Genomic DNA, 25,039 nt, shown 5'->3' with positions numbered 1-25,039 from the left:
CTTTCAGGTAATCCCGTTCTTCTTCTACCGTATTGAAAATCGTGCGAGGACGTCCTGTAAGAGGTGTAGTTGTCTTCTCTGATCGTACCTTAAAGGCCTCTCCGTTAAGCCATTTCTTCACCCATACCTTCAATTGAGTACAGTTTCTAATGTCTAACTTTTCAGCTACCCTTCTATAGCTGGATGATCCCTTCATGTATTCCTGAACGGCAGCTAACTTAAATTCCTCCGTATACTGATTAAATGTTTGTCCTTTTTTAGCCATAGAAATATCCCCTCCAAGTTGTACTCATTTCCTTATGGTACCATAAGGTTTTTTTTGAGTGTCTACTTAAAGGGGATATTACCACAGTTGCATACAGTAGGTTTTTCAATATATTGCTTGGCATTCTGATTTAAGCCATAGGCTTCTTATTCAGCTGTTTTGACGATGGGAGCCGGGGCAGCGGTAGCTTTCTCCGTCGGAGCTTTCTGCTTGCCAATAAACAAGCTGAGCGGCAGCGCGGCTAGCACGATGAATGTGGCTAGCAAGTAAACATCATTCACACTCATGGTGAATGACTGCATCCCGATCACAACCTTATCCTTCAAACCGCTGCTGGCCAAATCCTTGGCATGCGTAGCTGTTTGAGTTGAAAGGACAGAAGTGAAAAGGGCAATAGCGAAGGAACCGAACACGTTTCGTACCCAGTTGCTGATCGAAGTCGCATGACCAGACAACGTTCTCGGAATTTGCTCCATACCAGCGTTGCTCGATGGCATAGTGGCAAAGGCGATCCCAAGGTTCCGAACGATCATCCAGAACACGATATAACCGCGAGATACATCGACACTTAGCCAGCTAAGTGTTAATGTCCCTATCGCGATTAAGGAAATACCGATGAAAATGAGAACACGCGGACCTACAATACTATATAGTTTGCCCACAATTGGCATGCTTAATGCCATCACAAGTGAGGCAGGAAGCAGGATTAAGCCTGTATCAAGTGGCGTCACGTGCTGAATATTTTGCAGAAATATAGGAGTCAAAAAAGTGCCTGAGTATAAACTAATCGTGACAATACTAGAAATAATTAGTGTTAATGTATAGCGTGAATTAGATAATACACGAATGTTCAACAGCGGTGTTTCTACGCGCAGCTCTCTCCAGATGAAGAGAAGAAGAACGAGAATACCGGTCGCAAACAATCCAATAACTTTACCTGACGTCCATCCCCAAGCATGACCTTGAGAGAAAGCAACGAGTAAGGAAAGACTGCTGACGATGACCGTTAATAAGCCAAGTAAATCGAACTTTTTCGGTACCGAAAGACGATAGTAAGGAATCAATTTAAATACAAGAAGAATGGCAATGATACCGACAGGCACGTTCATAAGGAACAACCAATGCCAGCTCCAATTTTGCAATAGCCACCCGGCTAAAGTAGGTCCAATGGCAGGAGCCATCATGGCAGATAAGGACCAAAGGGAAATCGCAATCGGCTGTTTTTCCCGCGGTATAACTTGGTACACAATGGTCATCGTCGCGGGCATGATAAGTCCGCTGAAGGCGCCCTGCGCAATACGGAAGGCTATGAGAGAAGGAGCGTCCCAAGCGACCGCGCATAAGAAGGAAAACACCGTAAAGCCCGCAAGTGCCGTGGCATAGAGCAGCTTATAGCTGAACCGCTCACCCAAATAGCCTGTAATTGGGGCGATTGTACCACTAGCGAGCATAAAGCCTGTAATCGTCCATTGGATTTTGCTTAAATCTGAATGAAAATGATCACTTAAAATCGGTATTGCAATATTTATTGTACTCATACTCAGGATCGCAACGAACGACCCGAAGAAAATGGCAATCATGATCGGCCAAAAACGTACCTGTTGTAACTCATCTTTACTCAAAGTAATGCCTCCACTCTATCCATTGATCTTATCCGAAGTATTCTCTATAATTTGAATGAAAATTATCATACTACCAAAAGAGTGTATATGTCAATAATGACATAATAAAGGAGTGGCTATGAATACCCTTTCATATGGCTTACTAAGCCTTTTAACCAAAAATTCCCGAACGGGCTATGAGCTAACGCAGAACATTCAGCCATTTTGGCAAGCTAAGCATAGTCAAATCTATCCTCTCCTCGCCCAATTAGAACAGAAGGGGTACGTTGAATTTGTGCATGTTCCTCAGTCGGATAAACCGGATAAAAAGGTGTATTCCTTAACGGATAAAGGCCGGGAAGCACTCCAGCATTGGATTGCACAGCCTACAGATGAGCCCGTCGTCAGGGATGAGTTGGCACTGAAGGTATTCTGCATTGGCCTTGTAAACAAGGAACAAGCGCTGAAAGTACTTCATGAGCGTGAGGTATACTACCAGAAGAAGAAAGAGAAGTTTGCACAATCTTTTGAACGAATTAAACAAGATAGTGTTAAACCGCTCGAGGAACTGGAGATCCATGATCCGTTATTCGGGCTCTATGTGCTGATCCAGAAAGCAACGCTAAAAATAGACGCAGACTTAGTCTGGTGCGAATGGATGAAGTCTAAGCTGAAATAATGTAACGAGTTTAGATTTGTTTAAGGATTCATTTAGCAGGGTTATAGACTAGAGAGGAGAGACTTTGGTCTACGACCAAAGATCCCTATATATGGTAAGATAGCAGAAGGAGTGATGAATATATACGGGGCTATATATGAGTAAAAAGCTAGCCGAGTCAAGCTAAATACAGCATTTTCCCTACACTATACGGTACTTGTTCTACATATTGGATTCGCGTTCGTTGCGCTTGTTAGTGGTTTATTTCAATTTCATAAGCGCTTCCGGACCAATTATCCGGCATGGCATCGGGCTTGGATGATTCGCAGCTACGCCATTACCCTCGTCGCCACATCGGCAAGATTGGTTGTCCCGATCTGTATTTTGCTGTACATCGCAATGCAGGGGTTCCATCTTCCCGCGGGCGGTCGTGAGCAAATGGTCGCTGACATTTTAGAAATAAATATTTGGATCGGTTTGCTTATCAATCTTATTGTTGTGGAATGGTTCCTGCTAAGACCTCGGAAAGATAAGGGACCACTAAGATAGCCCCATTTTGAAGTTCGCTTAGGATATTTTCTTTAAAATAATGCGAAGGATATCTTCCGTTTCCAAATCGTCCGTACTAATATGATTCTCAAAAACAGGGTCCTTTAAAGCGGCCACACACTTGTCCACTTGCTGAAATTGCCATCCCCCCGGCTCATCGCCACGTTTGGTTAAACGTCTATTCAGTGTATCCGCGGTAGCGCTAAGGCAGAAATGAAAGACATTCTTGTCTATCCTTTTGAATCCATTATAGATATAGTCGAAATTGTGACGTTTATAAATAGTCATCGGCACGATGAGATGCTTCTTGTACGTCGATTTCAACTCAGCGGCAGTCTTGACAGTGAGTACCCTCCACATCTCCAAATCTTGAAAATCATCTGTTCGCTCATGGACGAGTCGATCCTCTACAGTAACTAGCTTTCTAAGCATATAACCGATTTCTTCCGGGTCAAAAATCATGCTGTTTGGGACGAAGGGAAGAAGCTCATTAGCGGCTGTCGTCTTTCCTGCTCCAAAAGCTCCATTGATCATAATGATCATGTTATCCCTCCTTATGTTAGATCAACCGCCAACTTCCTGAATGACCGTTTGGATCTTCTGGAGCCGGATATACTCGGACTTTTCCAGCTGAGGCCGGAAATAGGCGTACAGATAGGCGGCGTCATGGAATTCCAGACCCGGGTAGCAAACAACCTCTTGTACCACTTGAGGGTTATCCATAATAACCTGCCACTCGCCTTTGCGTTCTGGAGGGGAAATGGTAGATAAGACATGCTTTTTGGCTGCTAAGGTAGCATGAAGTTCAGGCCAAATGCATTCCCACGAGGGGCTGAAGTTAACTGGCTCAGGGAACAGGCGGCTTGCTTTGGCAATGGTTTGCTCAATGCCCTCGATGTCAGCATCTCCGGCTGTTTTGATCTCCTCCGTCATGCCATCTAACAGTCGGCGGAACCCGGAGTATCCCTCGGAGAGGACTTCGTTTTGAAACGCTTTTTCTTCTTCAGCGGTGGTAAGCGTTTTGAAATCTGCGTATGTAGGATTGGCCATATAGGTATGTACCCCCAAATCGTTCCTTTTCCCAAAAATGTATCATAAATTTTTTTCCAATAAAAGCCTTTACATATTAAATTGCCCTCTTTGGTTTAAATTCAGTTTATAAATGTCCCTTATGCTAATTTCATTCGATTGAAATGGCAAAGGAGCGATTAGCAATGAGTAGTGAACCCAAGAAAGTAATATGGATTATAGTAGGACTAATGCTCGGGATGCTGCTGGGAGCCCTGGATCAGACGATCATCTCGACGGCAATGCCAACGGTTATTCGAGATCTGGGCGGGATTGCGATGTACAGCTGGGTGTTCTCCATCTACATGTTAACCTCCACGACAAGTATGCCCATTTTTGGGAAGTTGGCGGATCTATATGGCAGGAAGCGTATTTACCTCGTAGGGATTGGCATCTTCGTAATAGGCTCTGCGCTATGCGGGCTGGCGACGAACATGACGGAGCTGATCATCTACCGCGGACTGCAGGGTATTGGCGCCGGTGCATTAATGCCGATAGCCATGACGATTATTGGCGATATTATGCCAGTAGAGAAACGCGGGAAAATGCAAGGTTTGTTCGGCGGTGTCATGGCTTTGTCCAGTATTATCGGGCCGGCTATCGGCGGCTTTATCGTGGAACATTTGAACTGGAGCTGGATTTTCTACGTGAATCTACCATTTGGTATCGCGGCGATGGTGATTATCGGTTCAGCACTTAAAGAAAGCCGCACCAACGAGAAACGCTCCATAGATTGGTTGGGCGCACTAACCTTAAGCGGAGCTATTGTTTCGGGTTTGCTCGGTCTGGTGCTAGGGGGCGATCCGAATGCAGCGGGAAGCCTACATTATGCGTGGGGTTCTCCACAAATTATCGGTCTTTTCTCAGCGTGTGCCATTCTTCTAGGGCTGTTCATCTGGGTTGAAACCAAGGCCAAAGAGCCAATGATCCCCCTGCATTTGTTCAAAAATAAAGTTATTTCCGTCACCAGCATGATTGCCGTTTTGATGAGTGTGGGCATGTTCGGTGCCATTACTTACATTCCTTTATTCGTGCAAGGCGTCATTGGCGTCAGCCCTTCGATAGCTGGATATATCTTGACGCCTCTTATGTTATCCGTTGTGGCATCAGCCATTATTGGCGGAAGGATGTCGAGCAAAGTCTCCTATCGAACCTTAATAGGTACGGGAATGATTCTCATAGGTATCGGATTCGCCTTCATGTCGACGATGGATGCGGGTACTTCCAAGCTTCTTATCATCCTCTATATGATCGTGGCTGGGCTCGGTATGGGACTTATTATGCCAACACTAAACATTGCGGTGCAAGGTGAAGTTGCGGCGACTAGTCGCGGTATCGTAACATCGCTCGTTCAGTTTTTCCGTTCCATCGGGGCAACGGTGGGGGTGAGCATCATGGGGGTCATGATGACGAATCGGATGACAGAAGGACTTTCAGGTATGGGCGAAAAATTCCGACAAATCCCTGCGGAGCAGCTTGGGAAATTTGCAAATCCACAGCTGCTGCTGGATGCGAATGCGCGATTGAAGCTGCCTGCCGACATTTTGACAGAGCTCCAACAGGTGTTTGTACATGGCTTGAGCGGCATATTCTTAACTGGGAGTCTCATTGTATTTGCCGGAGTTATCATCACGTTTTTCTTAGGCAAGGCAAGGATGCTGCCGCAAGAGACAAAGCCCATCGACAACGATGTACGTCCGAATAAAGACTCGGTACTGCAGCAATCTGAATTCGTCTAAACCTGATTGCTGTTGTATGCTAGAAGGAATAAAGATTTAATAAAAGGATACAAGACTTAAAAAGTGAGGCTACACAATGGCACCTATTATGATCGTAGATGATGATCCTTATATACGCGAGCTGGTCCGCGTCTTCATGCTGAAAGAAGGCTTCGATGTCATCGAAGCCTCGGACGGCGCCGACGCGCTCAAACAACTCGAAACCGTCCAAGTCGACATGGTGATCATGGATATCATGATGCCCAATGTGGACGGGTGGGAGCTGTGCAAAGAGCTGAGGGAGCATTACGATATCCCTCTGCTCATGCTCACAGCCAAAGGCGAAACCTCGCAGAAGGTCAAAGGCTTCGAGCTGGGCACCGACGATTACCTCGTCAAGCCATTCGAGCCTGTGGAGCTGGCGATGCGAGTGAAAGCCCTGCTGAAGCGTTACAAAATCGCTTCTTCCCAAACGGTTCAGGTCGGCGACCTAAGCATGAACCGCAAAACCTACGAAGTAACCGTAGGCTCCGAGAGCGTCACCTTACCGCTCAAAGAATTCGAACTGCTCTACAAGTTGGCGAGCTACCCAGGCAAAACCTTCTCACGCGACCAGTTGATCGAGCAGATTTGGGGCTTCGATTACGAAGGCAACGAGCGCACCGTTGATGTGCACATTAATCGGCTCCGTGAGCGGTTTCCCGAGGAGCGGCATGCTTTTCGAATCGCGACCATTCGCGGGTTAGGTTATCGGATGGAGGTGCTGCGAACATGAGAATCAAGAAACGAAAGAGGTTAGCGAAGAGTAAAATGACAAAAGTTCAGCGGATACGTGGCTTTTTGACTACTGTAAGCATTTTTTTGCTGATTATTCTATATTGGTTGGGAGCCTTTTACGGAACAGAATGGCTATATACGTCTATCAATAAGCGCCCTTCCGTGGTCGTTGTCCAATTGATCAACTCGCTTGGCGGCATGTTTCTTTGGGGATTAACCATGGCCTTTCTAGGCAGGTTTTTCCGCAGTAAGCAAATGCTCTTTTTTAAAACGATGGTTCAGGCGATTCAAAGTATGTCTAGAGGGGATTTCAACGTGTCCGTCGATAATAATCCACATGGTGGTCCTTTCGTAGAGCTGGTGGATTCGATCAACAACATGGCCGTTGAATTAGGGCAGTTGGAGAAAATGAGGCAGGAATTCATCTCCAACGTATCTCATGAAATACAGTCACCCTTGACCTCGATTAGCGGCTTCTCCCGTGCAATACAGAACGAACAGATTACACCTGCGGAACGTAAACATTATCTAGAAATCATTGAAGCTGAGAGTACAAGGCTATCCAAGCTTAGCGACAACTTATTGAAGCTATCATCGTTAGAATCTCAGCACCACCCGTTTGAGCCGAAAAGTTACCGGCTGGATAAGCAAATACGCAATCATATTCTGGCCTGCGAACCGCAGTGGGTGGATAAAGACATAGAAATGGACGTTGAACTAGAGGAGATTACGCTAATTGCTGACGAGGACCTGCTAAGTCAGGTATGGACGAATCTGATTCATAACGCAATCAAATTCACGCCTAATGGCGGCATGATCGGCGTTCATCTCACAAGCAGCGGGAAAGAAGCGGTTATCCGAATTTCGAATAATGGAGAGGGCATTTCGGAAGAGGATCAAGCGCATATTTTTGAACGTTTTTATAAAGCGGATAAATCGAGAAATCGAACGTCCGGCGGCAATGGACTTGGCTTGTCTATCGTGAAGAAAATTACTGAAATGCATCAAGGGACTATTATCGTAGAGAGCTTGCCAGAAGAGAAGACCACTTTTACCGTTCGACTTCCACTGCTTGAGTAAGAAATGAACGCAAATAGAGACCCCCGCTTATCTAAGATAACCGGAGGTCCCTAAGGGTCAATAATGGTATTCAATTGTACCTACACAACTCCAATCAATCAACTAACGTTGCAAATTACGACTTTACTTACGAACGGATCCTTTCCTCGAATAAACGCTTCTCACATTTACCGTGTTGGATTCCCACATGCCCCATGAACGTAGACCGTTCCCGCACCTTTTCTTCCGTCGTTTTGAAGTAAAAGTGGGCATGTTTCGCTAACGTGGTCCATTGGACTATCCCCTTCCTAAGTTGAGAATATCCTGGCTCCTATCAGGGTGCCGTACCGTCTGTGCGGCTTGTCCTTCAAGTGGGCCTGCTTTTATAATAGCCCATTATTAAAATATTGTAAATATTCAGATTATTCGATAAATTCCTATTTTTGCCGACAAATTTAGGTTATTCGTGGAATTCCTTCGGTATACTTTGTTTTTGGGCGAAATCCTGGTTACTCGTTTATGCCGCTAAGTCATACCAGCAATTCGGGGTGGAAGAGACTTTGTGAGAGTTGATGGCGCGGGAAAAGACGCGGGAAATGTTCTTTGAGCGAGTGAGGTAATGACTGGCTTGCTGGGGCAGTTCAACACAATCAAACTTCATGGTGGGTGTGGGGTATCAAATACATTCCGCTCGCCCGCAACACGCTCAGGACTGCCCGAACACCATTTGATGTATAACATGCAGTTAATTCCGCTACGGTCTGGCTTTGCGACTCAATTTGCTGCATTTACTGCATCAAATTTCCCTGAAACAGCCCATCTGGAGTGATTCGGGAGAAATTTACTGCACATTTTGCATTTAAAACCTTCGAATAGACAATAAACGTGTAATTTTGATGTACAAAATGCAGCTAATGTGGTCTTCGCGCTCTAACAAGCTTTCTTGGGAAACCCCTTCTTCCAACCGCAGCACGAACCAATTAGAGCCATTCCTGTCTACTTGGCTCTCTAATGTGAGCTCTCCAGCTCGTAAGGATGTTTTACATCGTAAAAGTTGGGCGGGCTGCTCGATTGCATGACTTTAACGATGAAAATCATCGTTATATTTCTAGCTACTGGCTCTAATGTGAATTCCGCTGCTCTTAAGTGTGTTTTTCATTGTTAAAGTCGGGCCTGCTGCTCATCACTCATCGCATAATAGACAGAGGCTTAGAAATCTAGGCTAATCGGGGGAGGCACTCTGAGTGCCAGACGCCTAAAGCCGGGTTAGTGGCAAGTAGCCATCCCAAACATGCAACTATTTCCGAGTAGCTTGCAGCTGGCTGAGGAGCTTTTTCGGAGCTGTTCGGGCATAGCCTTCCAATATCAGGTCTTCGATTTCACTCCAAGGAACCTTGTCTGTATCTAGAATCGATACCCAGCCATGCTGTCCGATATAGGCCGTTTTGTGGTAGGGTGTATCCTCTTGCTGAAGGAGGAACTCTTGTGTGGTCAGGTTCGTTTTGATAGCTGTAGAAGGTTGACCGTCCGTTTCACCCATCATCACGAAGGGTTTATCTTTCACGCGGAAGGTGATATGACCGAAGCCATCCACCTTTTCTTCAGCTTCCGGCAGTTCCATGCAGAAAGCTCTAACTTTGGCGACTAATTCTAAGCCCTTAACGCTCACAAACTGATGTGTCATAGGAAGCACTCCTTAGGAATTTTATAAAAGAGGACGGGAAAAATCCTTGAATTTTGTGCCCTGATACGTTAGTGTTCCCTGGTCACCCTCCACGATATAACCAAACTGTTCCCGTCCTACCCGTAATTCAAGTCGGTTTCGGTCTTCAAATTCAAAGGTGGCATAATAACTCGTACTTGCACTTGAATCTCCAGAACCACCGCTGACATGCATTCTCTTGGCTACGACCTTACAGATCCGACTTTGGATGGGGGAGGCATTATTGGAGGACCACGTCATAAGTGATTTGATAATCAAAATGATAATAGTGCCAATGATGAGAACGAATACACTCGTAAAGATAATTAGAAAAATATTTCCGCCGCTTCCACCAGGAAAAGGCCCCATGTTAAAACCAGATGACATGTCTATCACTCCTTAGCGTAAGCATATTCCTCGATTTTCTACAGAAATCGTTTAACGAATCGGTAACCCGTCTCATGAAAGCCTAATGGCTCACTGGAGGCTCGTGAAGCATCGTTCTTCTCTGATCCAGTAATCCACCACATACCGGAGCATGCGTGCTTACTGGTTAGCTGCTCGGCGTAGCTTTTTAATTTATCTGCGGCTGCTTGGCGACTCTTCGTTTCATCTACAGAAATAACGGAGATTTCACTGAATTTCAAAATCATATCGGCACCATGGCGAATGCGAAAGCCTAGCGTACCGAGAATTTGATTCTGCTCCTCATACACATAGAGTGATTCATCCGGGTTCTCACGCATAAAATGCAGCCTATTTTCAATATGTAACGGTGAAATGGCCTTGCCGGTACGCTCTGAAACAAAGCTGCTAATTTGTTTGGTATCCTGGGATGTAGCCTGCCGAATGGTATACGTCATAGTCGTCCTTCTTTCTATAATCCAATGATTCTGTTAATTATACCATATATTGGAACATGAGTTCTATATTTGCTTGGAAATCTCCTTTTTCAAAAGTACTTCATCAACGATTTGCAAAGGAAAATAGCATTCACACAAACAAAATAAAGCAGATGAGCAGGAAATACATTCTGCTCAACTGCTTTTCGTTTATAATCTCATTTGTGAAGCTATAAAGCCTTCATTTAAGCTAATTATAGGAAAGCTTAAAAAAGAATGCGATTACGCTTGAGCGTGGATCGTATTCAATGTTGTGCGATCGCTCGCCTGCACGAGCTTGATCAGCAGTTCCTTCGCGGCGGCATAGTCATCCACGTGAAGAATGGAAGCGGATGTATGAATGTACCGCGCGCAAACACCGATAACGGCAGAAGGAATGCCGCTTCCTTGCACGTGCACCTGTCCGGCGTCTGTGCCGCCCGCCGAGATGAAATACTGATACGGAATCTTGTGCGTCTCCGCCGTATCGAGAATGAACTCGACCATCCCACGGTGGGTGATCATCGTGGGATCAAAAATACGCAGCAGCGCCCCGCGCCCTAGCTGCCCAAAGGCATTGCGGTCGCCGGTCATATCCCCGGCGGCGCTGGCATCCAGCGCGTAGAACAAGTCCGGCTGGATGAGGTTCGCAGCCGTGCGTCCGCCGCGCACGCCAACCTCTTCCTGTACGGTTGCACCCGCGTACAGGATATTCGGGAGCTTCGGCCCGCCGTGAAGCTCCTTCAGCAGCTCAATCGCCAGGCCGACGCCGTAGCGATTGTCCCAAGCCTTGGCCATAATCCGCTTCGGATTGGCCAAGGGAGTGAACGGGCAGATGGGAACAATCTGCTGCCCGAGACGAACGCCGATCGCTTGCGCATCGGCTTTATCTTCAGCGCCGATGTCAATATACATCGTCTTGATATCTGCTGGCTTACTGCGGGCCGCTTCGTCCAGCAAGTGCACGGGCACCGAGCCGATCACGCCGATGATCGGCCCTTGATCCGTCATGATCTGCACGCGCTGCGCGGGCAGTACTTGACTGAACCAGCCGCCGAGCGGCTGGAACTTGATCGTGCCATGCTCCGTGATGCCGCTTACGATGAAGCCGACCTCGTCGAAATGGCCGGCTACCATAATGCGCGGGCCGGTCTCATCGCCGCGCACGACGCCAAACAAGCTGCCGAGTCCATCTTGAATGAACTCATCTGTATATCTCTCCAATTCACCGCGAACAAACTTGCGGATTTCCCGCTCAAAACCGGGCGCTGCTTGCATTTCAGTCAGCGTCCGAAAAAGCTCTAACGTTTCAGTATTCATGTGGGTTCCTCACTTTATCGAAATAGGATTTGCTTCAAACATGAGATCTATTTTACCATAATGAAGAAAAAATTGGATTGAAGGCAGTTTCCCTCTTTACAAAACTAATGATATTAGTTATTATACTAATATAAATAGTAAACGGGAGGCGTTATTATGAAAATCACACGAATCGGTTCTTTGTATCAACTGGCTTTTATGCCGAGATTTTTTCCGGTGAACTGTTATTTGGTGGAGGAAGAGAATGAATTAACGCTTATTGATGCGGCGCTGCCGTTCAGTGTCAAAGGCATTCTTCAAGCGGCAGAGCAGATTGGAAAGCCGATCACTCGCATCGTCCTTACACATGCACATGGAGACCATATTGGGGCTCTTGACGGTTTGAAAAAGGCGCTGCCGAATGTTAAGGTCTATATCTCAAGAAGAGATGCCAAGCTGCTCTCGGGCAGCAAAGAATTAGAAGCTGGCGAACCGAATTCGCCGATTAAGGGAGACGTTCCTAAGTCTGTACAGACGAAGCCGGATGTCCTGCTGGAGGATGGCGACCGCGTAGGATCGCTGCAAGCTGTATTAGCTCCTGGGCATACGCCGGGGATGATGGCTTTCCTAGATGTGCGCAGCCGGGCATTGATTGCTGGAGATGCTTTTCAAGTGCGTGGCGGTGTAGCAGTCTCGGGTGTTATGAAATTCTGGTTTCCGTTCCCGGCGATGGCGACGTGGAATAAAGAAGTGTCGCTCAAGAGCGCACGCAAGCTGAGACAGCTAGAGCCGAGCCTCCTGGCCGTCGGACACGGACGGATGATCGAGCAGCCGATTCCAATTATGGATCGCATTTTACAAGAAGCAGCCAAAAAATTTCATCCAGATACAGCAACAATTTAGAGACAGAAAAGAGGAACTTTCGTGGCATATAGACAGGGGTTAGACGCAGAGACCGTACTCCAAGCAGCAATTGAAATGGCTGATTTACAAGGTGTTGAGCAGCTTACACTAGCCGCATTAGCCGCTAAATTAAACGTAAAAACACCGTCACTATACAATCATATCAAAGGCTTGCCTGATCTCAGAAAGCAGCTTTCCCGGCGCGGCCTCGTACTCATTAAAGAAGCGATGGTTGAGGCTGCTATTGGCAAAGCAGAAGATGACGCGCTGCTGGCAGCAGGCTTCGCCTACGTCATGTTCGCTAGGAAGCAGCCAGGATTATACGAGGCAATCTCCTCATTGCCTGACTACGAGGATCCTGAGTTACAAGAGGCAGGCAGCCAAGTTGTACTCTTCATACTGCGCATTTTAGCGCCTTATGGACTCAGTGAAGAAGATGCGCTGCACGTGGTGCGCGGATTTCGGAGCATGGTGCATGGCTTTGCCTCACTCGAGCATAGAAACGGCTTCCGAATGGAGCTGGAAAGAGACGAGAGCCTGCGGCGTTTGCTCCAAACGTATTTAAGAGGATTACGAGTAGCGGTGAAATGAGAATAAGCGCGAGGGGCTGTGGTGGCTTCTTGCGCTTTTTTTAGTAGATAAGAAAGTATAAGTTTTATACTTTTGCTTCGCATCTACCTTGGCAAACGCGCTCGTCCCAGTGGGACGACGGAGTCGTTTATCCTTGGATATAGGCTTTGGAATAGGGGAATTCCGGCGTAACTTGCGAAGAATCAACTATGACAAACTCGCTCGTCGGAAAGATCGGCTTAAGCCAAATATCCCTGCTACAAGTTGGGTTCAGTACAAGCCTCCACCTGTAGGCCAGAATCCACAAACCCTCTATCAATCGCACGCCATAAATATAGCGAGGCAAAGCTGCGATAAGGCGCCCAGTTCGGTGCAATTTCGCCTAAGTAGTTACCATCCTTGCGGTCGGAAAGGGTATGCAGCCATTTGGCCGCACGCTGGAGACCGGCATCGCCAATCGACATGACATCGGGTCTGCCTAATGTGAAAATGAGGAACATTTCCGCTGTCCAGGAGCCGATGCCTTTGACACTTGTGAGCTGTTTGAGCAGCTCTGTGTTATCTAAAGCTTGCAGATTGTCGAGTTCAACTTCCCTGGCTATCACTTTTGAACTGAGGTCCCGGATGTAACGGATTTTGGGATAGGAGACCCCGCATTGTCGGATAGCCTCTTCTTCAACAGCGAGTACAAGCTCAGGCGTGACGTCCGGTAGAATTAGTTTTACTCTGGCTTTAATCGTTGCAGCCGCTTTGGCAGAGAGTTGTTGGGAAATAATCGACATCACGAGCGACTCAAACGGCTTGTAGCTGGGCGTGAGCGTAAGATCGCCGATCAGTTCAATGAGACTAGCTAGCTTGCTGTCTGCTTGGGATAGGGTCAGTATTGCTGGATGCTGTTTATTCAGCAGAATTGTAGATACCTCAGGTTGGATAGATTGGCGGTGTGATTCCTCGAATTCCGTAGTTTCCATGGCGAGAAAACCTCCTTAGGTTCAGTATTTCCATCATAATGGTCAACAGACTATTAGGCCTAGTAAAATTTGTAAAGAGCATAATGGTGATAGGTAAGCTTATCCAATCGTACGCTCTTTTAGTATAATGAAAGGAAGATAGTAATAGAAGGGGATCCGAGCTCTGATGAGGGATGATAATCAAGCAATATCCAGAAGAAATGTGGGCATTTTTGCCCACGTGGATGCGGGTAAAACGACAACGACCGAGCATATTCTTTATCATAGCGGGCGAATTCGCTCGTTGGGTAGTGTAGATAACGGGACAGCACAGACGGATTCTATGGACGTAGAAAGAGAGCGGGGGATTTCGGTTCGCAGCGCAACGACCTCTTTTTCATGGAAGGATACGTTGATTAACCTTGTGGATACGCCAGGTCACGTCGATTTCTTGTCGGAAGTGGAGCGATCACTTCGAGTCATGGACGGGGCAATTCTTATTGTTTCTGCGGTAGAAGGCGTGCAGTCACAGACGGAAATGATCTGGCACACGCTGCAATCGCTTAAGATACCAACCTTGTTGTATATGAATAAAATGGACCGCGTCGGCGCGGATCCCGAGCGCGTGCTGCGCGACATTCACAAGCAGCTCACGGAGCTGGCGGTGCCGATCTATGCACCGCTGGGCAGGGAGGACACGTTCCGCGGTGCGGCGAACGTGCTCACGGATGACGCGACGGAGACGGTCGCCGCGGAGGGGGTGCGCGGATTCGACTTGGCATCCGCGGTGGAGAAGTTATCGGAGCTCGACGAGCGGATGCTCACGAGCTACATCGAAGGCGCGCCGATAGAGGCGCGCGAAGTGAAGGCGACCCTGCAGCGGTATGCGCGGCAGGGGCAGGCTTTTCCTTTGCTGGTGGGCGCCTCCAGCAAAGGGCTTGGTATCAAGGAGCTGATGGAAGCGATCCTTGATTATTTGCCTGGGCCCAGCGGCTCTGCGGAGCAGCCGCTTTCGGCCGTGGTGTTCAAGGTCGAGCGGGACAAGACCATGGGGAGAATGGCGTACGTCCGCCTCTACGAGGGGACGATCCGCAACCGGGACACCGTCGTCAATGTCACGCAGGGCGTGGAGGAGAAGGTGACCCAGATTCGCAAAATCGACGGCCGCAAAGCCGAAGATATCGGGGTTGTCACGGCCGGCGACATTGCGGCCGTTTGCGGCTTGACGCAGGTGCGGATCGGCGATGTGCTGGGCCGGGCAGACAGCGTACCGCCTGCGCCGCAGATGGCGGTTCCGCTCTTGACTGTGCAAGTTCACGCCGAGAGTGAGGCGCAGTATCCAGCACTCGTCGCAGCGCTGCAGGAGCTAACGGACGAGGACCCGCTGCTCGATCTGCAGTGGCTGCAGGAGGAGCGCGAGCTGCATGTGAAAGTGATGGGCGCGATTCAGCTTGAGATTCTCACGAGTCTCTTGAGCTCGCGTTTTGGGCTCCAAGCAAGGTTCGACCAGCCTTCCGTGATTTACAAGGAAACGCCTTCGCAAGCGGGAGAAGGCTTCATTGCCTATACGATGCCCAAGCCGTGCTGGGCGATCTTACGCTTTCGCATCGAGCCTGGGGCGCCGGGCAGCGGGCTCGTGTATGAGTCGCTGGTACGCGGTGAGCATCTGCTCGTGCAGTACCAGAATGAGGTGGCGCGCCGCGTGCCGGAGGCGCTCCAGCAGGGGCTGCTCGGTTGGGAAGTCACCGACTTGAAGGTGACGCTCGTCGAGGGCGAGCACCACGTGTGGCACACCCACCCGCTTGACTTCGCTGTCGCTACGCCGATGGGCATCATCCAAGGCCTTGCGCAGACGGGCACGACGCTGCTCGAACCGATGCTTCAGGTTCGTATCACCGTGCCTGAAGAGTTCGGCGGCAAGGTGCTCAGCGACCTTGTGCAGATGAGGGCGGTTTTTGATTCGCCGCAAATGACAGGAGGCAGATTCGTAGTCGAGGGTCGTCTGCCAGTCGCTACGTCACTGGAATATCCAGTGAAGCTGAGTGCAATGTCAGGCGGTCGAGGCGTCATTACCTCCTCTTTCTCAGGCTATCAGCCTAGTCCGCCAGACGTTCATGCGGAGCGCAAGCGGCGTGGCGTCAATCCGCTCGATCAGTCGAAGTATATTTTAGCCGTGCGAAAGGCACTGTCGACCTAACTAGATGGATGAAGGATGATCATTGTCATTGACATGATGTACTCGCCTCAGTACAATGAAGGTAAGTTAATAACATGTGACGGAGCACAGGAGACTCACTTGGATTGCCCATTGAATATCATTGGCAATACTTGGTGAGTCTTTTGTTTTCATTTCCGCTCATTCTGGATTGTTGCAGATGTGCATTTTAATAAGACGGAGGCGATGGTTATGTCTTTGCAAGAGCAGCGTATTTTACCGGCCATTCGCAAAATGAGAGACCTAGAGAAGCTATTTAAGTCAAATTATACGTATATTGTACTGTTGGATTGTCATATTGCGCAGTTGAAAAGCATCGTGGATCTGGGCAAAGCAAACGGAAAGAAGCTGCTGCTGCACGCTGATTTAATAGAAGGGCTCAAAAATGACGATTATGCAGCCGAATTTCTGTGTCAGAGCATTCGTCCTGCCGGTATCATTTCGACGCGGGGGAATGTGATTACGAAGACGAAACAGAATGGCTTGATTGCCATTCAGCGGCTTTTTCTCTTAGACAGCAGTGCCTTGGATAAAAGCTACACGCTTTTGGAGAGGACAAAACCTGATTTCATCGAGGTGCTTCCGGGTATTATTCCGCACATTATCACTGAAGTGAAGGAGCGTTCGGGCATTCCTATTTTTGCAGGGGGGCTCATTCGTACAGTGGAGGATGTGGAGCTTGCGCTAGGAGCTGGAGCAACGGCAGTCACTACGTCAAATGCGGAGCTTTGGCAGCACTATCATCAATGATACTGAACATTTGGAGGCAAGGAAATGACAATTACGGGGACGAAACCTTCTTATATCCTTTCCCTGGATCAGGGGACAACAAGTTCTAGGGCTATTTTATTTAATCACAAGGGGAGTATTGTGCACGCAGCCCAGAAGGAATTTAAGCAGTATTTTCCGAAGCCAGGTTGGGTGGAGCATGATGCGAACGAAATTTGGCTGTCGATTCAGGGCGTCATTGCTGCGGTTTTATCGGAGTCTGGGGTGCAGCCTGCGGAGATCGCGGGAATTGGTATCACCAATCAACGGGAAACAGCGGTTGTCTGGGATCGGCACACGGGGATGCCTATCTATCATGCGATTGTGTGGCAGTCGCGGCAGACAGCTGATATTTGTGAAGCGCTAAAAGCGCAGGGGCTTAGCGACCTTTTCCGGAAGCGTACGGGGCTGCTGATTGATGCTTATTTTTCGGGGACCAAAATTAAATGGATTCTCGATCACGTTGATGAGGCCAGAGAGAAAGCGGAACGTGGGGATTTGCTTTTTGGCACGATGGATACGTGGCTGATTTGGAAGCTGACAGGCGGGAAAGCGCATGTGACGGATTATTCCAACGCTTCTCGCACGCTCATTTATAACATTCACGAGCTGAAGTGGGATGAAGAGCTGCTGGGGCATTTGGACATTCCAGCTTCTATGCTGCCAGAGGTTCGCTCCTCTTCTGAGGTATACGGCTATACGCAGGAAAGCTTCTTATTCGGTTCGGCGATTCCAATTGCCGGTGCGGCAGGCGATCAACAGGCGGCTCTGTTCGGGCAAGCTTGTTTTGAAAAAGGGATGGCCAAAAACACGTATGGCACAGGCTGTTTTATGCTGATGAATACGGGTAATCACGCGATTCCGTCGCGCAGCGGACTTTTGACTACCATTGCTTGGGGATTGAACGGGAAAGTGGAGTACGCGCTGGAAGGCAGTATTTTCGTGGCGGGATCGGCGATTCAATGGCTGCGGGACGGTCTGCGAATGATAAAATCGGCGAAGGATAGTGAAGATTACGCGAAGCGAGTTGCTTCGACGGATGGTGTGTATGTGGTGCCGGCTTTTGTCGGACTAGGTACGCCTTATTGGGATAGTGACGTTCGAGGCGCGGTATTCGGCCTCACTCGTGGGACGTCGAAGGAGCATTTTATTCGGGCCACGCTCGAATCTCTCGCGTATCAGACCAAAGACGTCCTGAAAGCGATGGAGGACGATTCCGGTATTCAGCTTACGAAGCTGCGCGTCGATGGTGGTGCTGTGAAGAATGACTTCCTTATGCAGTTCCAAAGCGACATGCTGGGTGTCACGGTGGAACGTCCGTTGATTAGTGAGACGACAGCGCTTGGCGCGGCTTTTCTGGCGGGTCTGGCTGTAGGTTTTTGGAAGGATCAAGCGGAGATTGAGGCGCAGTGGCAGGTGGATGAGGCTTTTGAACAGGAAATGGAAGCTGAGCTTCAAGAGAGCTTGTACGACGGTTGGAAAAAAGCTGTAAATGCCGCAATGGCTTTTAAATAAGCGTGAGCAATGATATACTAATAACAAGTTAATATTCGGTTGGAGACTAGGAGAAGCCACAGCGGCCTATACGTGTAAACGTGTTAGGTGTGTTGTGGTTTTTTATTTTATATCCGCGAGGGAGAGAATGAGATGACGAAGGAACATAAGCAAGCCAATGGGATAGGGCAACAGGAGTTTAGTGCGCTGAAAAGAACAGAAATGCTGCAAGCCATGTCGGAGCAAAAGCTTGATCTTATCGTAATTGGCGGGGGGATTACAGGAGCGGGCATTGCGCTCGATGCACAAAGCAGAGGGCTTCGCACAGCGTTGATTGATATGCAGGATTTCGCCGCGGGGACGTCGAGCCGTTCGACCAAGCTGGTTCATGGCGGGCTGCGCTATCTCAAACAGCTGGATGTGAAGGTTGTTGCTGAGGTTGGTAAGGAGCGTGCGATTGTGTATGAAAATGGGCCACATGTGACGACGCCGGAGTGGATGCTGCTGCCTTTCTATAAAGGGGGAACGTTCGGGAAGCTGTCCACCTCGCTGGGGCTGCGGGTTTATGATTTCCTAGCAGGTGTCAAAAGATCGGAGCGCCGCAAAATGTTTCGCCCAGAGGAAACGCTCACTCACGAGCCTCTTTTGAAGAAGAAGGATCTCAAAGGCGGCGGCTACTATGTGGAATACCGCACAGATGATGCGCGTTTAACCATTGAAGTCATGAAAAAGGCTGTCGAGCTGGGCGCTTTGGCGGTGAATTACGCTAAGGTTGAAGAACTGCTGATGGAGAATGGCAAGCTGGTTGGTGTGCGTGTGGTGGATCAGATTGGCGGCGAAAAGACGTCATACTCGCTGTACGCAAGTAAGATTGTTAATGCTGCCGGGCCTTGGGTCGATACGCTGCGCGAGATGGACCGCTCCAAGCACGGCAAGACGCTGCACCTGACTAAAGGGGTGCATCTGGTGTTTGATCAGAGCAAGTTTCCGCTGCGGCAGGCGATTTATTTTGATACGCCGGATGGGCGGATGGTGTTTGCGATTCCGCGTGACGGCAAAACTTACATCGGGACGACGGACACGAATTACAAAGGGGATATCGCGAATCCCCGTATTACTGAAGCGGATCGCGCCTATGTGCTGCGCGCCGCGAACGACATGTTTCCGTCCCTCGGGTTGACGGAGGCTGACGTTGAATCGAGCTGGACCGGGCTGCGCCCTCTGATCCATCAAGAGGGCAAAGATCCTTCTGAGATTTCGCGCCGCGACGAAATCTTCGTCTCGGACTCCGGCCTCATTTCGATGGCCGGGGGCAAGCTGACCGGCTACCGCAAAATGGCGGAGTCGGTCGTGGACAAGATCGCCGCCATGCTGCTGGCGGAGGGCAAGGTCTCGGCGGCGCTGCCGCCGAGCCACACCCGGACGCTGCCGATCTCCGGCGGCGATGTGGGCGGCTCCGCGAAGCTGGCGCCGTTCTTGCGGGGCAAGGTCAGCCAAGGCCTGCGGCTGGGGCTGACCGAGGCAGAGGCTGCGCTGCTCGCGCGCAGATACGGCTCCAACGTGGACGCCGTATTCGAGCTGCTGGAGCAGCACCGGGCAGAGGCTGCGCAGCGGGGCATGCCCGCCGGCGTGCTCGCTGCGCTCGTGTACGCGATCGGGCGCGAGATGGTCGTGAAGCCGGCGGATTTCTTCATCCGCCGCACGGGCGCCCTCTTCTTCGACATCGCGTGGGCCAAACAGTGGAAGGCGCCTGCGATCGCCTTCATGGCTGAGCGCTTCGGCTGGGACGAAGCGCAAACCGCGGCTTACACCGCTGAGTTGGAGCAGCTGCTCCATGAAGCGGTGAACCCGCTGGAGGCGTAAAGCTCCAGCGGGTTCTGCTGCTCCAGCTATATGCTCCAAGGCTACTTTTCCCGCCAGTAATTATTGCTGCTCCACGAGTCGGTCGGTCCATGCCCACTATTGGGCATGGACGACTATTGTTGTATTTCGTACAACAAATTGGAGCAATTCTGGCCGAATTAGTTGAATTGTTGCAAAAAATACAACAATTTATCCACATTCCGGCAAAAACGCGTGTTTTCAGCTGAAATTGTTGTACGAAATGCAACTTTCTAGCCTAAAGTAGGGAAGAAGAGGATATATTGTTGTACGAAATACAACTTTGAAGGCTCAGGTAGAGCCGACGAGGATTTAATCTTGCACAGAATACACTATCCCCAGGCGTCATCCATTATGTGTCAACTTAGTGATTTTCACTTAAAAATAAGCAGCCTGAACCTCCATGTGCTATTATGCCTTTGGAGGTCTTTTTTCTTTAATTCAAAAGATTATCCTAATCTCCAACTAATTTGTTAAGCGAGTAGGTGTGCATTCATATGGGAATAACAGAACTTTTGTCCTACCTCACGGAAGAAAATTTGGCGATGATCTTGGACAAGTATCGTTCACTCGGTCCTTTGCCCGGTCTTCTTCTACCCTTCATGAAATCGTTCGTTCCGCCGCTCCCTACACTTGTCATTATTAGTGTAAATGCAGCTGTATATGGACTCTGGCTTGGTTTTCTTTACTCTTGGATTGGTATTGTGTGCGGGTGTTTGGTGACTTTTGCAATCGTTAAAAAAGTAGCCGGCCATCCTTATCTAGAGCGCTGGGCACAAAAGCCCAAAGTTCAAAAAAGTCTCCTCTGGGCGCGCCGTCAGGCCTTCAACTATGTATTTATACTCAGTCTTTTTCCGATAGGACCTTTTGTTGTGATTAATATGGCAGCAGGGCTGGTCGGCATGAGGTTTCGTTCTTTTTTGGTTGCGGTTGCGGCGGGAAAAGCGGTCATGGTGCTGTCGGTTAGCTTCATCGGACATGATCCTAAGCGATTCATTGAGAATCCGTATGAGTTGATCTATGTGGCCTTATTTATTGTGATCTCACTCGTGATTAGCAAAAAAATTGAGAAGCGTTTTATGTAGATTACGTGTACTTGTTCGTACGTATCTGTTTATGTAGCTGTGTACGTATCATTTGCATCTCGATTTTATATATCGGTTGTTTAAGCGGTTAAGACGAAAGCATCTCAAGAAATTTAGCCGCCGCCACAGACGACGTCATATCTCGACAAGTGGTGATTCCGATGCTGCGGGCAGGAATGGCTTTGGCAGGCTTTAGCTCATGCAGCGTACCTTCAGCTAATTCTTTGACGACATATGACCGAGGGACGAAGGCAACGCCAAAACCGAGTTTGGCAAACTCGATAAGCAGATCAATGCTGCCGAGCTCGATGTCGGCTTCGATCGTGACATCTTGGGCAGCAAACCATTGCTCAATAAAACGCCTAGTGCTGCTTCCGGGGGATAGGAGCAGTAAGGGGAAACGGCTGATATCCTGCGCGGAAAGTAGGTGTTCTGCTTGATCGCGGTAGGCTTCGCCACCCACGAAGCAGTCTTGGAGGGTCATAATCGTTTGGACATCGAGATGGGGATCATCGGCCGTTGGCAAATGAATAAGTCCGAAATCGATGCTGCTCTCCTTGACTCTAGCTGTAATTTCCGATGTTTTGCCGTGAGAAAGCCGGATGCGTACGCCGGGATATTGTTTACGATAAGTGTCCAAATAAGGAAATAAGAAGTGCTTGAATAACGAATCACTCGCTCCGACACGAAGCTCGCCTCCTGTGAGGTGCTTGAGTGCGGACATTTTTTTCTCCCCTGCCTCCAAAAGCGCAAAAGATTGCTCCACATAAAGCAATAATTGCTTCCCCTCAGTTGTTAGTTCCACGCCCTTGGATTTCCGATGAAAAAGCTTCATGGATAAAGCCGCTTCTATTTGTTTAATTGCATAGCTGACGGATGGTTGGGTAATGTAAAGCTCCTCGGCTGCTTTAGTTAAATTGCCCGCTTTGGCGGCATGTAGGAAGATTCGGTACCATTCCAAATGGATCATGATATAGAGCTCCTTTATGGGAAGGTGCTTATTTGGTGATTTCATCTATGTCTGTACCTCCCATTATAATTGGCTTACAGGATATGCACAATTGGAGAGGGTGGATGAGATGCAGGAAACAACTATGCACGAACCAGACCGGAGAGCTAGATCTCCATGGTCGCAACATCTGGAAGGGCAGGAGGTACGGCTGTCGCCGCTTCATGGAGCGGTAGATGCGACTATTACGATACCGGGCAGCAAAAGCTTCACCAATCGCGCACTCCTTATTGCTGCTCTAGCGAAGGGGACCTCACGACTGCAGGGTATTTTACAAAGCGATGATTCCTATTGGTGTATGAAAGCGCTCGGAGAGCTGGGAGTTGAAATCGAGATGGATAGGGACTCTGTTACAGTCAAGGGGAATGAAGGGCAGTGGTCTGTCTCGAAAGCGGATTTGTACGTTGGAGCTGCTGGTACGGTGGCACGCTTTTTGCCTGGGGTGCTTGCCGTTGGTCATGGGGAGTGGACACTTGATGGCAGTAAACGTATGGCCGAAAGACCTCTTGCACCTTTGTTGGATGCGTTATCCAGTTTGGGAGCGGATATCCGATATAAGGGCAATCCGGGATGTGTACCGCTGACGCTGCATGCGGACGGTCTTAACGGAGGAGAAGTGACGGTTTCCGGAGCGGTTTCCAGTCAGTTTACTAGTGGATTGCTGCTCGCAGCTCCTTATGCGAAAGAAACTCTAACTATTCGGATCGCCGATCAAATTGTGCAGCGGGACTACGTCGAGATGACATTAGATATGATGTGGGCGTTCGGTGTGAGGCCGGAGGTTCATGAGGATGGGCAGGCGATTACGATTCAGCCGAGTGTTTATGAGGCACGAACATTCAGGCTGGAGCCGGATGTATCCACTTGCGGTTACTTCTGGGCACTTGCTGCTCTGACGAATGGACGTGTGCGTATTGAGGGAATTTCCGCGCAGACACGGCAACCGGATATTGAGCTATTGACTGTTTTGGAGAAAATGGGCTGTTCGGTGACGCATGGTGAAAATTACATTGAAGTTAGGGGCACAAACCGTCTTAAAGGCGGCTTCACGGTGAGTATGCAGCGCTGGTCGGACCAGACGCTTACACTAGCTGCACTGGCCCCATTCGCGGATGGTCCTATTACATTGACGGATGCTGCGCATATCAGGCATCACGAGTGCGACCGCATTGCAGCGATGTGTGAGGAACTTGGGAAGCTGGGCATTCAGGTGGAGGAACATGCGGATGGGTTAACGGTGTACCCAGGGGAGCCGCAACCTGCGCTGCTCGACCCCCACGACGACCATCGAATGGCGATGGCGCTTTCGCTGATCGGCGCAAGGGTAGATGGCGTTAGGATTTCGGATCCGGGATGTGTTTCGAAAACCTGCCCAGACTTTTTTGATCGTTGGCGCGAGCTAGGTGTCGGTGTGGAGGTTATTTAAGCAAGATCACTCCAAACCTGAATATGCAGCTTCGGATACAAAACGGCAAAATCCTCGGCTTGTTTCTCAAGCATGCTTAGCTCAAATGATTTACTGAAAATATCGCGATCTGGCAGGAAGGTAACACTAGTTCCAGTTTCCTTGGTCACTCCTACGGTTTGGAGCTCACTTTGGGGAATCCCATGCTTATAGTGCTGTTGGAACACTCGGCCGTCACGCCTGATCTCAACGGAAAGCTTGAGTGATAGCGCGTTGACGACGGGCATGCTGATACCTTTTTCACTGCCGGGTGCTAAGAATGTAGCACTTGCACTTAGACGGCTCATGTCCGTAAGAACAGTCTGAACACGTGGGTGTTCACTGCCCGGAAGTGCTTGAACGGGGATTCCTCGACCATTATCTGCAACTGTGATGCTGCCATCCGCATGCAAAAAGAGGCTAACCTCGCTGCAGGTGCCATGCAGATGCTCCAAAATGCAATTCTCAACAACAGCCCATAGCAGTAAGTGTGGATCATATATGTCTTGTGCTCCGCCCAAATAAGCATGCGCATTCGTTCTTGCATCGGTCATAGCTAAATAGTCACTTGTGTCCATGAGGTCAGAAGCCGCCGCCAGCAGCAATAAAAGTGGAAGTGCACGAGGGCCCGGAATGGTATACTTGCCGCCTCTCTCTTCTTGGACGAGAAGGTCTGCTCCTACTAATGCTTTGATGTGATGGTAAAGCTGGCCCGTTGTCCCCATGTTCAGACGTTCCACAAGATCGGGTCCGGTAAGTGGCTCTTGTAGGACGGCTCTTAAAATATCCAGTCGCTGTTTATGTGCAAGAGCTCCCAAGATTTTGGCTGCTTTATCGCCGTCCAGTTGAATTAACTGACGGACATGCTTTTCTTGTGGCTCCCACCGGAAACTAGCTTGATCTCCCCGATATTGCCCGGAGTAAAAGAGACTCCCGAGACCAGCAGCAGCTGAGCTCGTATTCTCAGTAATCATTGGGTAGCTTTCATCTTGGTTATGAATCAATTGCCTGACAAGCTGCTGAAGATCATTCATCTGTGCCTGTAATGCATCTAGCTCGGTGCCATAATCCCGTGTTGTGGTCAAAAGGATCACCTCATCTAAATTATTAAATTACGTAATTACGTAATTTAATAATAACATA

The 25,039-nt window shown here is 49.0% G+C and carries 24 protein-coding genes; 13 read left to right on the top strand and 11 right to left on the bottom strand.

All coding sequences use genetic code 11. From position 1 onward, the window contains the following. Both G519_RS0128980 and G519_RS45080 read right to left on the bottom strand, forming a co-directional pair. On the bottom strand, positions 1-265 hold a 265-nt coding region (locus G519_RS0128980), incomplete at its 3' end, for a transposase (protein WP_029197627.1). A gap of 146 nt (positions 266-411) precedes the next feature. Continuing rightward, complete coding sequence (locus tag G519_RS45080; RefSeq protein ID WP_036634113.1) at positions 412-1,887, bottom strand: DHA2 family efflux MFS transporter permease subunit; 1,476 nt, start codon at positions 1,885-1,887, stop codon at positions 412-414. A gap of 118 nt (positions 1,888-2,005) precedes the next feature. Between G519_RS45080 and G519_RS0128970 the strand changes: the two genes are divergently transcribed. Together G519_RS0128970 and G519_RS50590 are read left to right on the top strand one after the other, a co-directional pair. Next, a complete protein-coding gene (locus tag G519_RS0128970) occupies positions 2,006-2,545 on the top strand; it encodes a PadR family transcriptional regulator (RefSeq protein WP_029197656.1) in 540 nt (179 codons plus the stop codon). Between the two features lie 297 nt (positions 2,546-2,842). Next, positions 2,843-3,073, top strand: coding sequence for a hypothetical protein (locus G519_RS50590; protein ID WP_127528307.1), 231 nt, complete (start codon positions 2,843-2,845; stop codon positions 3,071-3,073). Positions 3,074-3,091: 18 nt separating this feature from the next. Here the strand turns inward: G519_RS50590 and G519_RS0128965 are convergent, their stop codons facing one another. Further along, a complete protein-coding gene (locus tag G519_RS0128965; protein ID WP_029197655.1) occupies positions 3,092-3,616 on the bottom strand; it encodes an AAA family ATPase in 525 nt (174 codons plus the stop codon). Positions 3,617-3,637: 21 nt separating this feature from the next. Continuing rightward, positions 3,638-4,123: a hypothetical protein gene (locus tag G519_RS0128960; protein WP_029197654.1), complete on the bottom strand. Its 486-nt coding sequence runs from the start codon at positions 4,121-4,123 to the stop codon at positions 3,638-3,640. A gap of 164 nt (positions 4,124-4,287) precedes the next feature. Between G519_RS0128960 and G519_RS45075 the strand changes: the two genes are divergently transcribed. The 3 genes from G519_RS45075 to G519_RS0128945 all read left to right on the top strand — a co-directional run bounded on the left by G519_RS45075 (position 4,288) and on the right by G519_RS0128945 (position 7,716). After that, positions 4,288-5,880: an MDR family MFS transporter gene (locus G519_RS45075; RefSeq protein ID WP_051253786.1), complete on the top strand. Its 1,593-nt coding sequence runs from the start codon at positions 4,288-4,290 to the stop codon at positions 5,878-5,880. 76 nt (positions 5,881-5,956) lie between these two features. Further along, the gene (locus G519_RS0128950) at positions 5,957-6,634 is read left to right on the top strand and encodes a response regulator transcription factor (protein ID WP_029197653.1); all 678 of its coding nucleotides are present in this window, start codon (positions 5,957-5,959) and stop codon (positions 6,632-6,634) included. Beyond that, entirely contained in the window at positions 6,631-7,716 is a 1,086-nt protein-coding gene (locus G519_RS0128945) for a sensor histidine kinase (protein WP_244280268.1), read from the top strand. The genes G519_RS0128950 and G519_RS0128945 overlap by 4 nt, the downstream gene beginning before the upstream one ends. A 1,276-nt stretch (positions 7,717-8,992) precedes the next feature. On the opposite strand, the gene G519_RS0128940 is transcribed toward G519_RS0128945, so the two are convergent. From G519_RS0128940 to G519_RS0128925, 4 genes are all read right to left on the bottom strand, one after another. After that, complete coding sequence (locus G519_RS0128940) at positions 8,993-9,379, bottom strand: MmcQ/YjbR family DNA-binding protein (protein ID WP_029197651.1); 387 nt, start codon at positions 9,377-9,379, stop codon at positions 8,993-8,995. A gap of 21 nt (positions 9,380-9,400) precedes the next feature. After that, positions 9,401-9,784, bottom strand: a complete 384-nt coding sequence (locus tag G519_RS0128935) for a DUF2500 domain-containing protein (protein WP_244280267.1) — start codon at positions 9,782-9,784, stop codon at positions 9,401-9,403. A 38-nt stretch (positions 9,785-9,822) separates the two neighbouring features. Beyond that, positions 9,823-10,260, bottom strand: coding sequence for a GNAT family N-acetyltransferase (locus G519_RS0128930; protein WP_029197649.1), 438 nt, complete (start codon positions 10,258-10,260; stop codon positions 9,823-9,825). 261 nt (positions 10,261-10,521) lie between these two features. Next, positions 10,522-11,598: a M42 family metallopeptidase gene (locus tag G519_RS0128925; RefSeq protein WP_029197648.1), complete on the bottom strand. Its 1,077-nt coding sequence runs from the start codon at positions 11,596-11,598 to the stop codon at positions 10,522-10,524. Positions 11,599-11,754: 156 nt separating this feature from the next. Here G519_RS0128925 and G519_RS0128920 point away from each other — a divergent pair, with 156 nt between their 5' ends. Together G519_RS0128920 and G519_RS0128915 are read left to right on the top strand one after the other, a co-directional pair. Then, positions 11,755-12,480: an MBL fold metallo-hydrolase gene (locus tag G519_RS0128920; protein ID WP_029197647.1), complete on the top strand. Its 726-nt coding sequence runs from the start codon at positions 11,755-11,757 to the stop codon at positions 12,478-12,480. A 21-nt stretch (positions 12,481-12,501) separates the two neighbouring features. Continuing rightward, positions 12,502-13,071, top strand: coding sequence for a TetR/AcrR family transcriptional regulator (locus G519_RS0128915; RefSeq protein WP_029197646.1), 570 nt, complete (start codon positions 12,502-12,504; stop codon positions 13,069-13,071). Positions 13,072-13,307: 236 nt separating this feature from the next. On the opposite strand, the gene G519_RS45070 is transcribed toward G519_RS0128915, so the two are convergent. Next, positions 13,308-14,021, bottom strand: coding sequence for a DNA-3-methyladenine glycosylase family protein (locus tag G519_RS45070; protein ID WP_084160393.1), 714 nt, complete (start codon positions 14,019-14,021; stop codon positions 13,308-13,310). Between the two features lie 166 nt (positions 14,022-14,187). Here G519_RS45070 and G519_RS0128905 point away from each other — a divergent pair, with 166 nt between their 5' ends. The 5 genes from G519_RS0128905 to G519_RS0128885 all read left to right on the top strand — a co-directional run bounded on the left by G519_RS0128905 (position 14,188) and on the right by G519_RS0128885 (position 21,443). Further along, a complete protein-coding gene (locus G519_RS0128905) occupies positions 14,188-16,197 on the top strand; it encodes a GTP-binding protein (RefSeq protein ID WP_029197645.1) in 2,010 nt (669 codons plus the stop codon). A gap of 210 nt (positions 16,198-16,407) precedes the next feature. Next, complete coding sequence (locus G519_RS0128900) at positions 16,408-16,965, top strand: glycerol-3-phosphate responsive antiterminator (RefSeq protein WP_029197644.1); 558 nt, start codon at positions 16,408-16,410, stop codon at positions 16,963-16,965. Positions 16,966-16,989: 24 nt separating this feature from the next. Beyond that, positions 16,990-18,498 carry a glycerol kinase GlpK gene (glpK, locus tag G519_RS0128895; RefSeq protein ID WP_029197643.1) on the top strand — a complete coding sequence of 503 codons (1,509 nt, stop codon included), beginning with the start codon at positions 16,990-16,992 and terminating at the stop codon, positions 18,496-18,498. Between the two features lie 132 nt (positions 18,499-18,630). After that, complete coding sequence (locus G519_RS0128890) at positions 18,631-20,340, top strand: glycerol-3-phosphate dehydrogenase/oxidase (protein ID WP_051253785.1); 1,710 nt, start codon at positions 18,631-18,633, stop codon at positions 20,338-20,340. A 515-nt stretch (positions 20,341-20,855) separates the two neighbouring features. Then, the gene (locus G519_RS0128885) at positions 20,856-21,443 is read left to right on the top strand and encodes a TVP38/TMEM64 family protein (protein ID WP_029197641.1); all 588 of its coding nucleotides are present in this window, start codon (positions 20,856-20,858) and stop codon (positions 21,441-21,443) included. A gap of 88 nt (positions 21,444-21,531) precedes the next feature. On the opposite strand, the gene G519_RS0128880 is transcribed toward G519_RS0128885, so the two are convergent. Beyond that, positions 21,532-22,458 carry a LysR family transcriptional regulator gene (locus tag G519_RS0128880; RefSeq protein WP_322786737.1) on the bottom strand — a complete coding sequence of 309 codons (927 nt, stop codon included), beginning with the start codon at positions 22,456-22,458 and terminating at the stop codon, positions 21,532-21,534. A 64-nt stretch (positions 22,459-22,522) separates the two neighbouring features. On the opposite strand from G519_RS0128880, the gene aroA reads away from it, so the two are divergent. Further along, a complete protein-coding gene (gene aroA, locus G519_RS0128875; RefSeq protein ID WP_244280266.1) occupies positions 22,523-23,878 on the top strand; it encodes a 3-phosphoshikimate 1-carboxyvinyltransferase in 1,356 nt (451 codons plus the stop codon). On the opposite strand, the gene G519_RS0128870 is transcribed toward aroA, so the two are convergent. Further along, positions 23,875-24,930, bottom strand: a complete 1,056-nt coding sequence (locus tag G519_RS0128870) for an ATP-binding protein (RefSeq protein WP_051253787.1) — start codon at positions 24,928-24,930, stop codon at positions 23,875-23,877. The two genes, aroA and G519_RS0128870, sit on opposite strands and share 4 nt — an antisense overlap. Positions 24,931-25,039 lie beyond the last annotated feature (109 nt).

The sequence above is a fragment of the Paenibacillus alginolyticus DSM 5050 = NBRC 15375 genome (assembly GCF_000422905.1).
GTDB lineage: Bacteria > Bacillota > Bacilli > Paenibacillales > NBRC-103111 > Paenibacillus_E > Paenibacillus_E alginolyticus.
This window is presented reverse-complemented; position numbering and strand designations above follow the sequence as displayed.

What these genes read in the sequence shown, in the direction of transcription:
- G519_RS0128970 (WP_029197656.1), top strand. Translation starts at nt 2,006, where the DNA reads ATGAATACCCTTTCATATGGCTTACTAAGCCTTTTAACCAAAAATTCC.
- G519_RS50590 (WP_127528307.1), top strand. Translation starts at nt 2,843, where the DNA reads ATGATTCGCAGCTACGCCATTACCCTCGTCGCCACATCGGCAAGATTG.
- G519_RS0128965 (WP_029197655.1), bottom strand. Translation starts at nt 3,616, where the DNA reads ATGATCATTATGATCAATGGAGCTTTTGGAGCAGGAAAGACGACAGCC.
- G519_RS0128960 (WP_029197654.1), bottom strand. Translation starts at nt 4,123, where the DNA reads ATGGCCAATCCTACATACGCAGATTTCAAAACGCTTACCACCGCTGAA.
- G519_RS45075 (WP_051253786.1), top strand. Translation starts at nt 4,288, where the DNA reads ATGAGTAGTGAACCCAAGAAAGTAATATGGATTATAGTAGGACTAATG.
- G519_RS0128950 (WP_029197653.1), top strand. Translation starts at nt 5,957, where the DNA reads ATGGCACCTATTATGATCGTAGATGATGATCCTTATATACGCGAGCTG.
- G519_RS0128945 (WP_244280268.1), top strand. Translation starts at nt 6,631, where the DNA reads ATGAGAATCAAGAAACGAAAGAGGTTAGCGAAGAGTAAAATGACAAAA.
- G519_RS0128940 (WP_029197651.1), bottom strand. Translation starts at nt 9,379, where the DNA reads ATGACACATCAGTTTGTGAGCGTTAAGGGCTTAGAATTAGTCGCCAAA.
- G519_RS0128935 (WP_244280267.1), bottom strand. Translation starts at nt 9,784, where the DNA reads ATGTCATCTGGTTTTAACATGGGGCCTTTTCCTGGTGGAAGCGGCGGA.
- G519_RS0128930 (WP_029197649.1), bottom strand. Translation starts at nt 10,260, where the DNA reads ATGACGTATACCATTCGGCAGGCTACATCCCAGGATACCAAACAAATT.
- G519_RS0128925 (WP_029197648.1), bottom strand. Translation starts at nt 11,598, where the DNA reads ATGAATACTGAAACGTTAGAGCTTTTTCGGACGCTGACTGAAATGCAA.
- G519_RS0128920 (WP_029197647.1), top strand. Translation starts at nt 11,755, where the DNA reads ATGAAAATCACACGAATCGGTTCTTTGTATCAACTGGCTTTTATGCCG.
- G519_RS45070 (WP_084160393.1), bottom strand. Translation starts at nt 14,021, where the DNA reads ATGGAAACTACGGAATTCGAGGAATCACACCGCCAATCTATCCAACCT.
- G519_RS0128905 (WP_029197645.1), top strand. Translation starts at nt 14,188, where the DNA reads ATGAGGGATGATAATCAAGCAATATCCAGAAGAAATGTGGGCATTTTT.
- G519_RS0128900 (WP_029197644.1), top strand. Translation starts at nt 16,408, where the DNA reads ATGTCTTTGCAAGAGCAGCGTATTTTACCGGCCATTCGCAAAATGAGA.
- glpK (WP_029197643.1), top strand. Translation starts at nt 16,990, where the DNA reads ATGACAATTACGGGGACGAAACCTTCTTATATCCTTTCCCTGGATCAG.
- G519_RS0128890 (WP_051253785.1), top strand. Translation starts at nt 18,631, where the DNA reads ATGACGAAGGAACATAAGCAAGCCAATGGGATAGGGCAACAGGAGTTT.
- G519_RS0128885 (WP_029197641.1), top strand. Translation starts at nt 20,856, where the DNA reads ATGGGAATAACAGAACTTTTGTCCTACCTCACGGAAGAAAATTTGGCG.
- G519_RS0128880 (WP_322786737.1), bottom strand. Translation starts at nt 22,458, where the DNA reads ATGAAATCACCAAATAAGCACCTTCCCATAAAGGAGCTCTATATCATG.
- aroA (WP_244280266.1), top strand. Translation starts at nt 22,523, where the DNA reads ATGCAGGAAACAACTATGCACGAACCAGACCGGAGAGCTAGATCTCCA.
- G519_RS0128870 (WP_051253787.1), bottom strand. Translation starts at nt 24,930, where the DNA reads ATGAATGATCTTCAGCAGCTTGTCAGGCAATTGATTCATAACCAAGAT.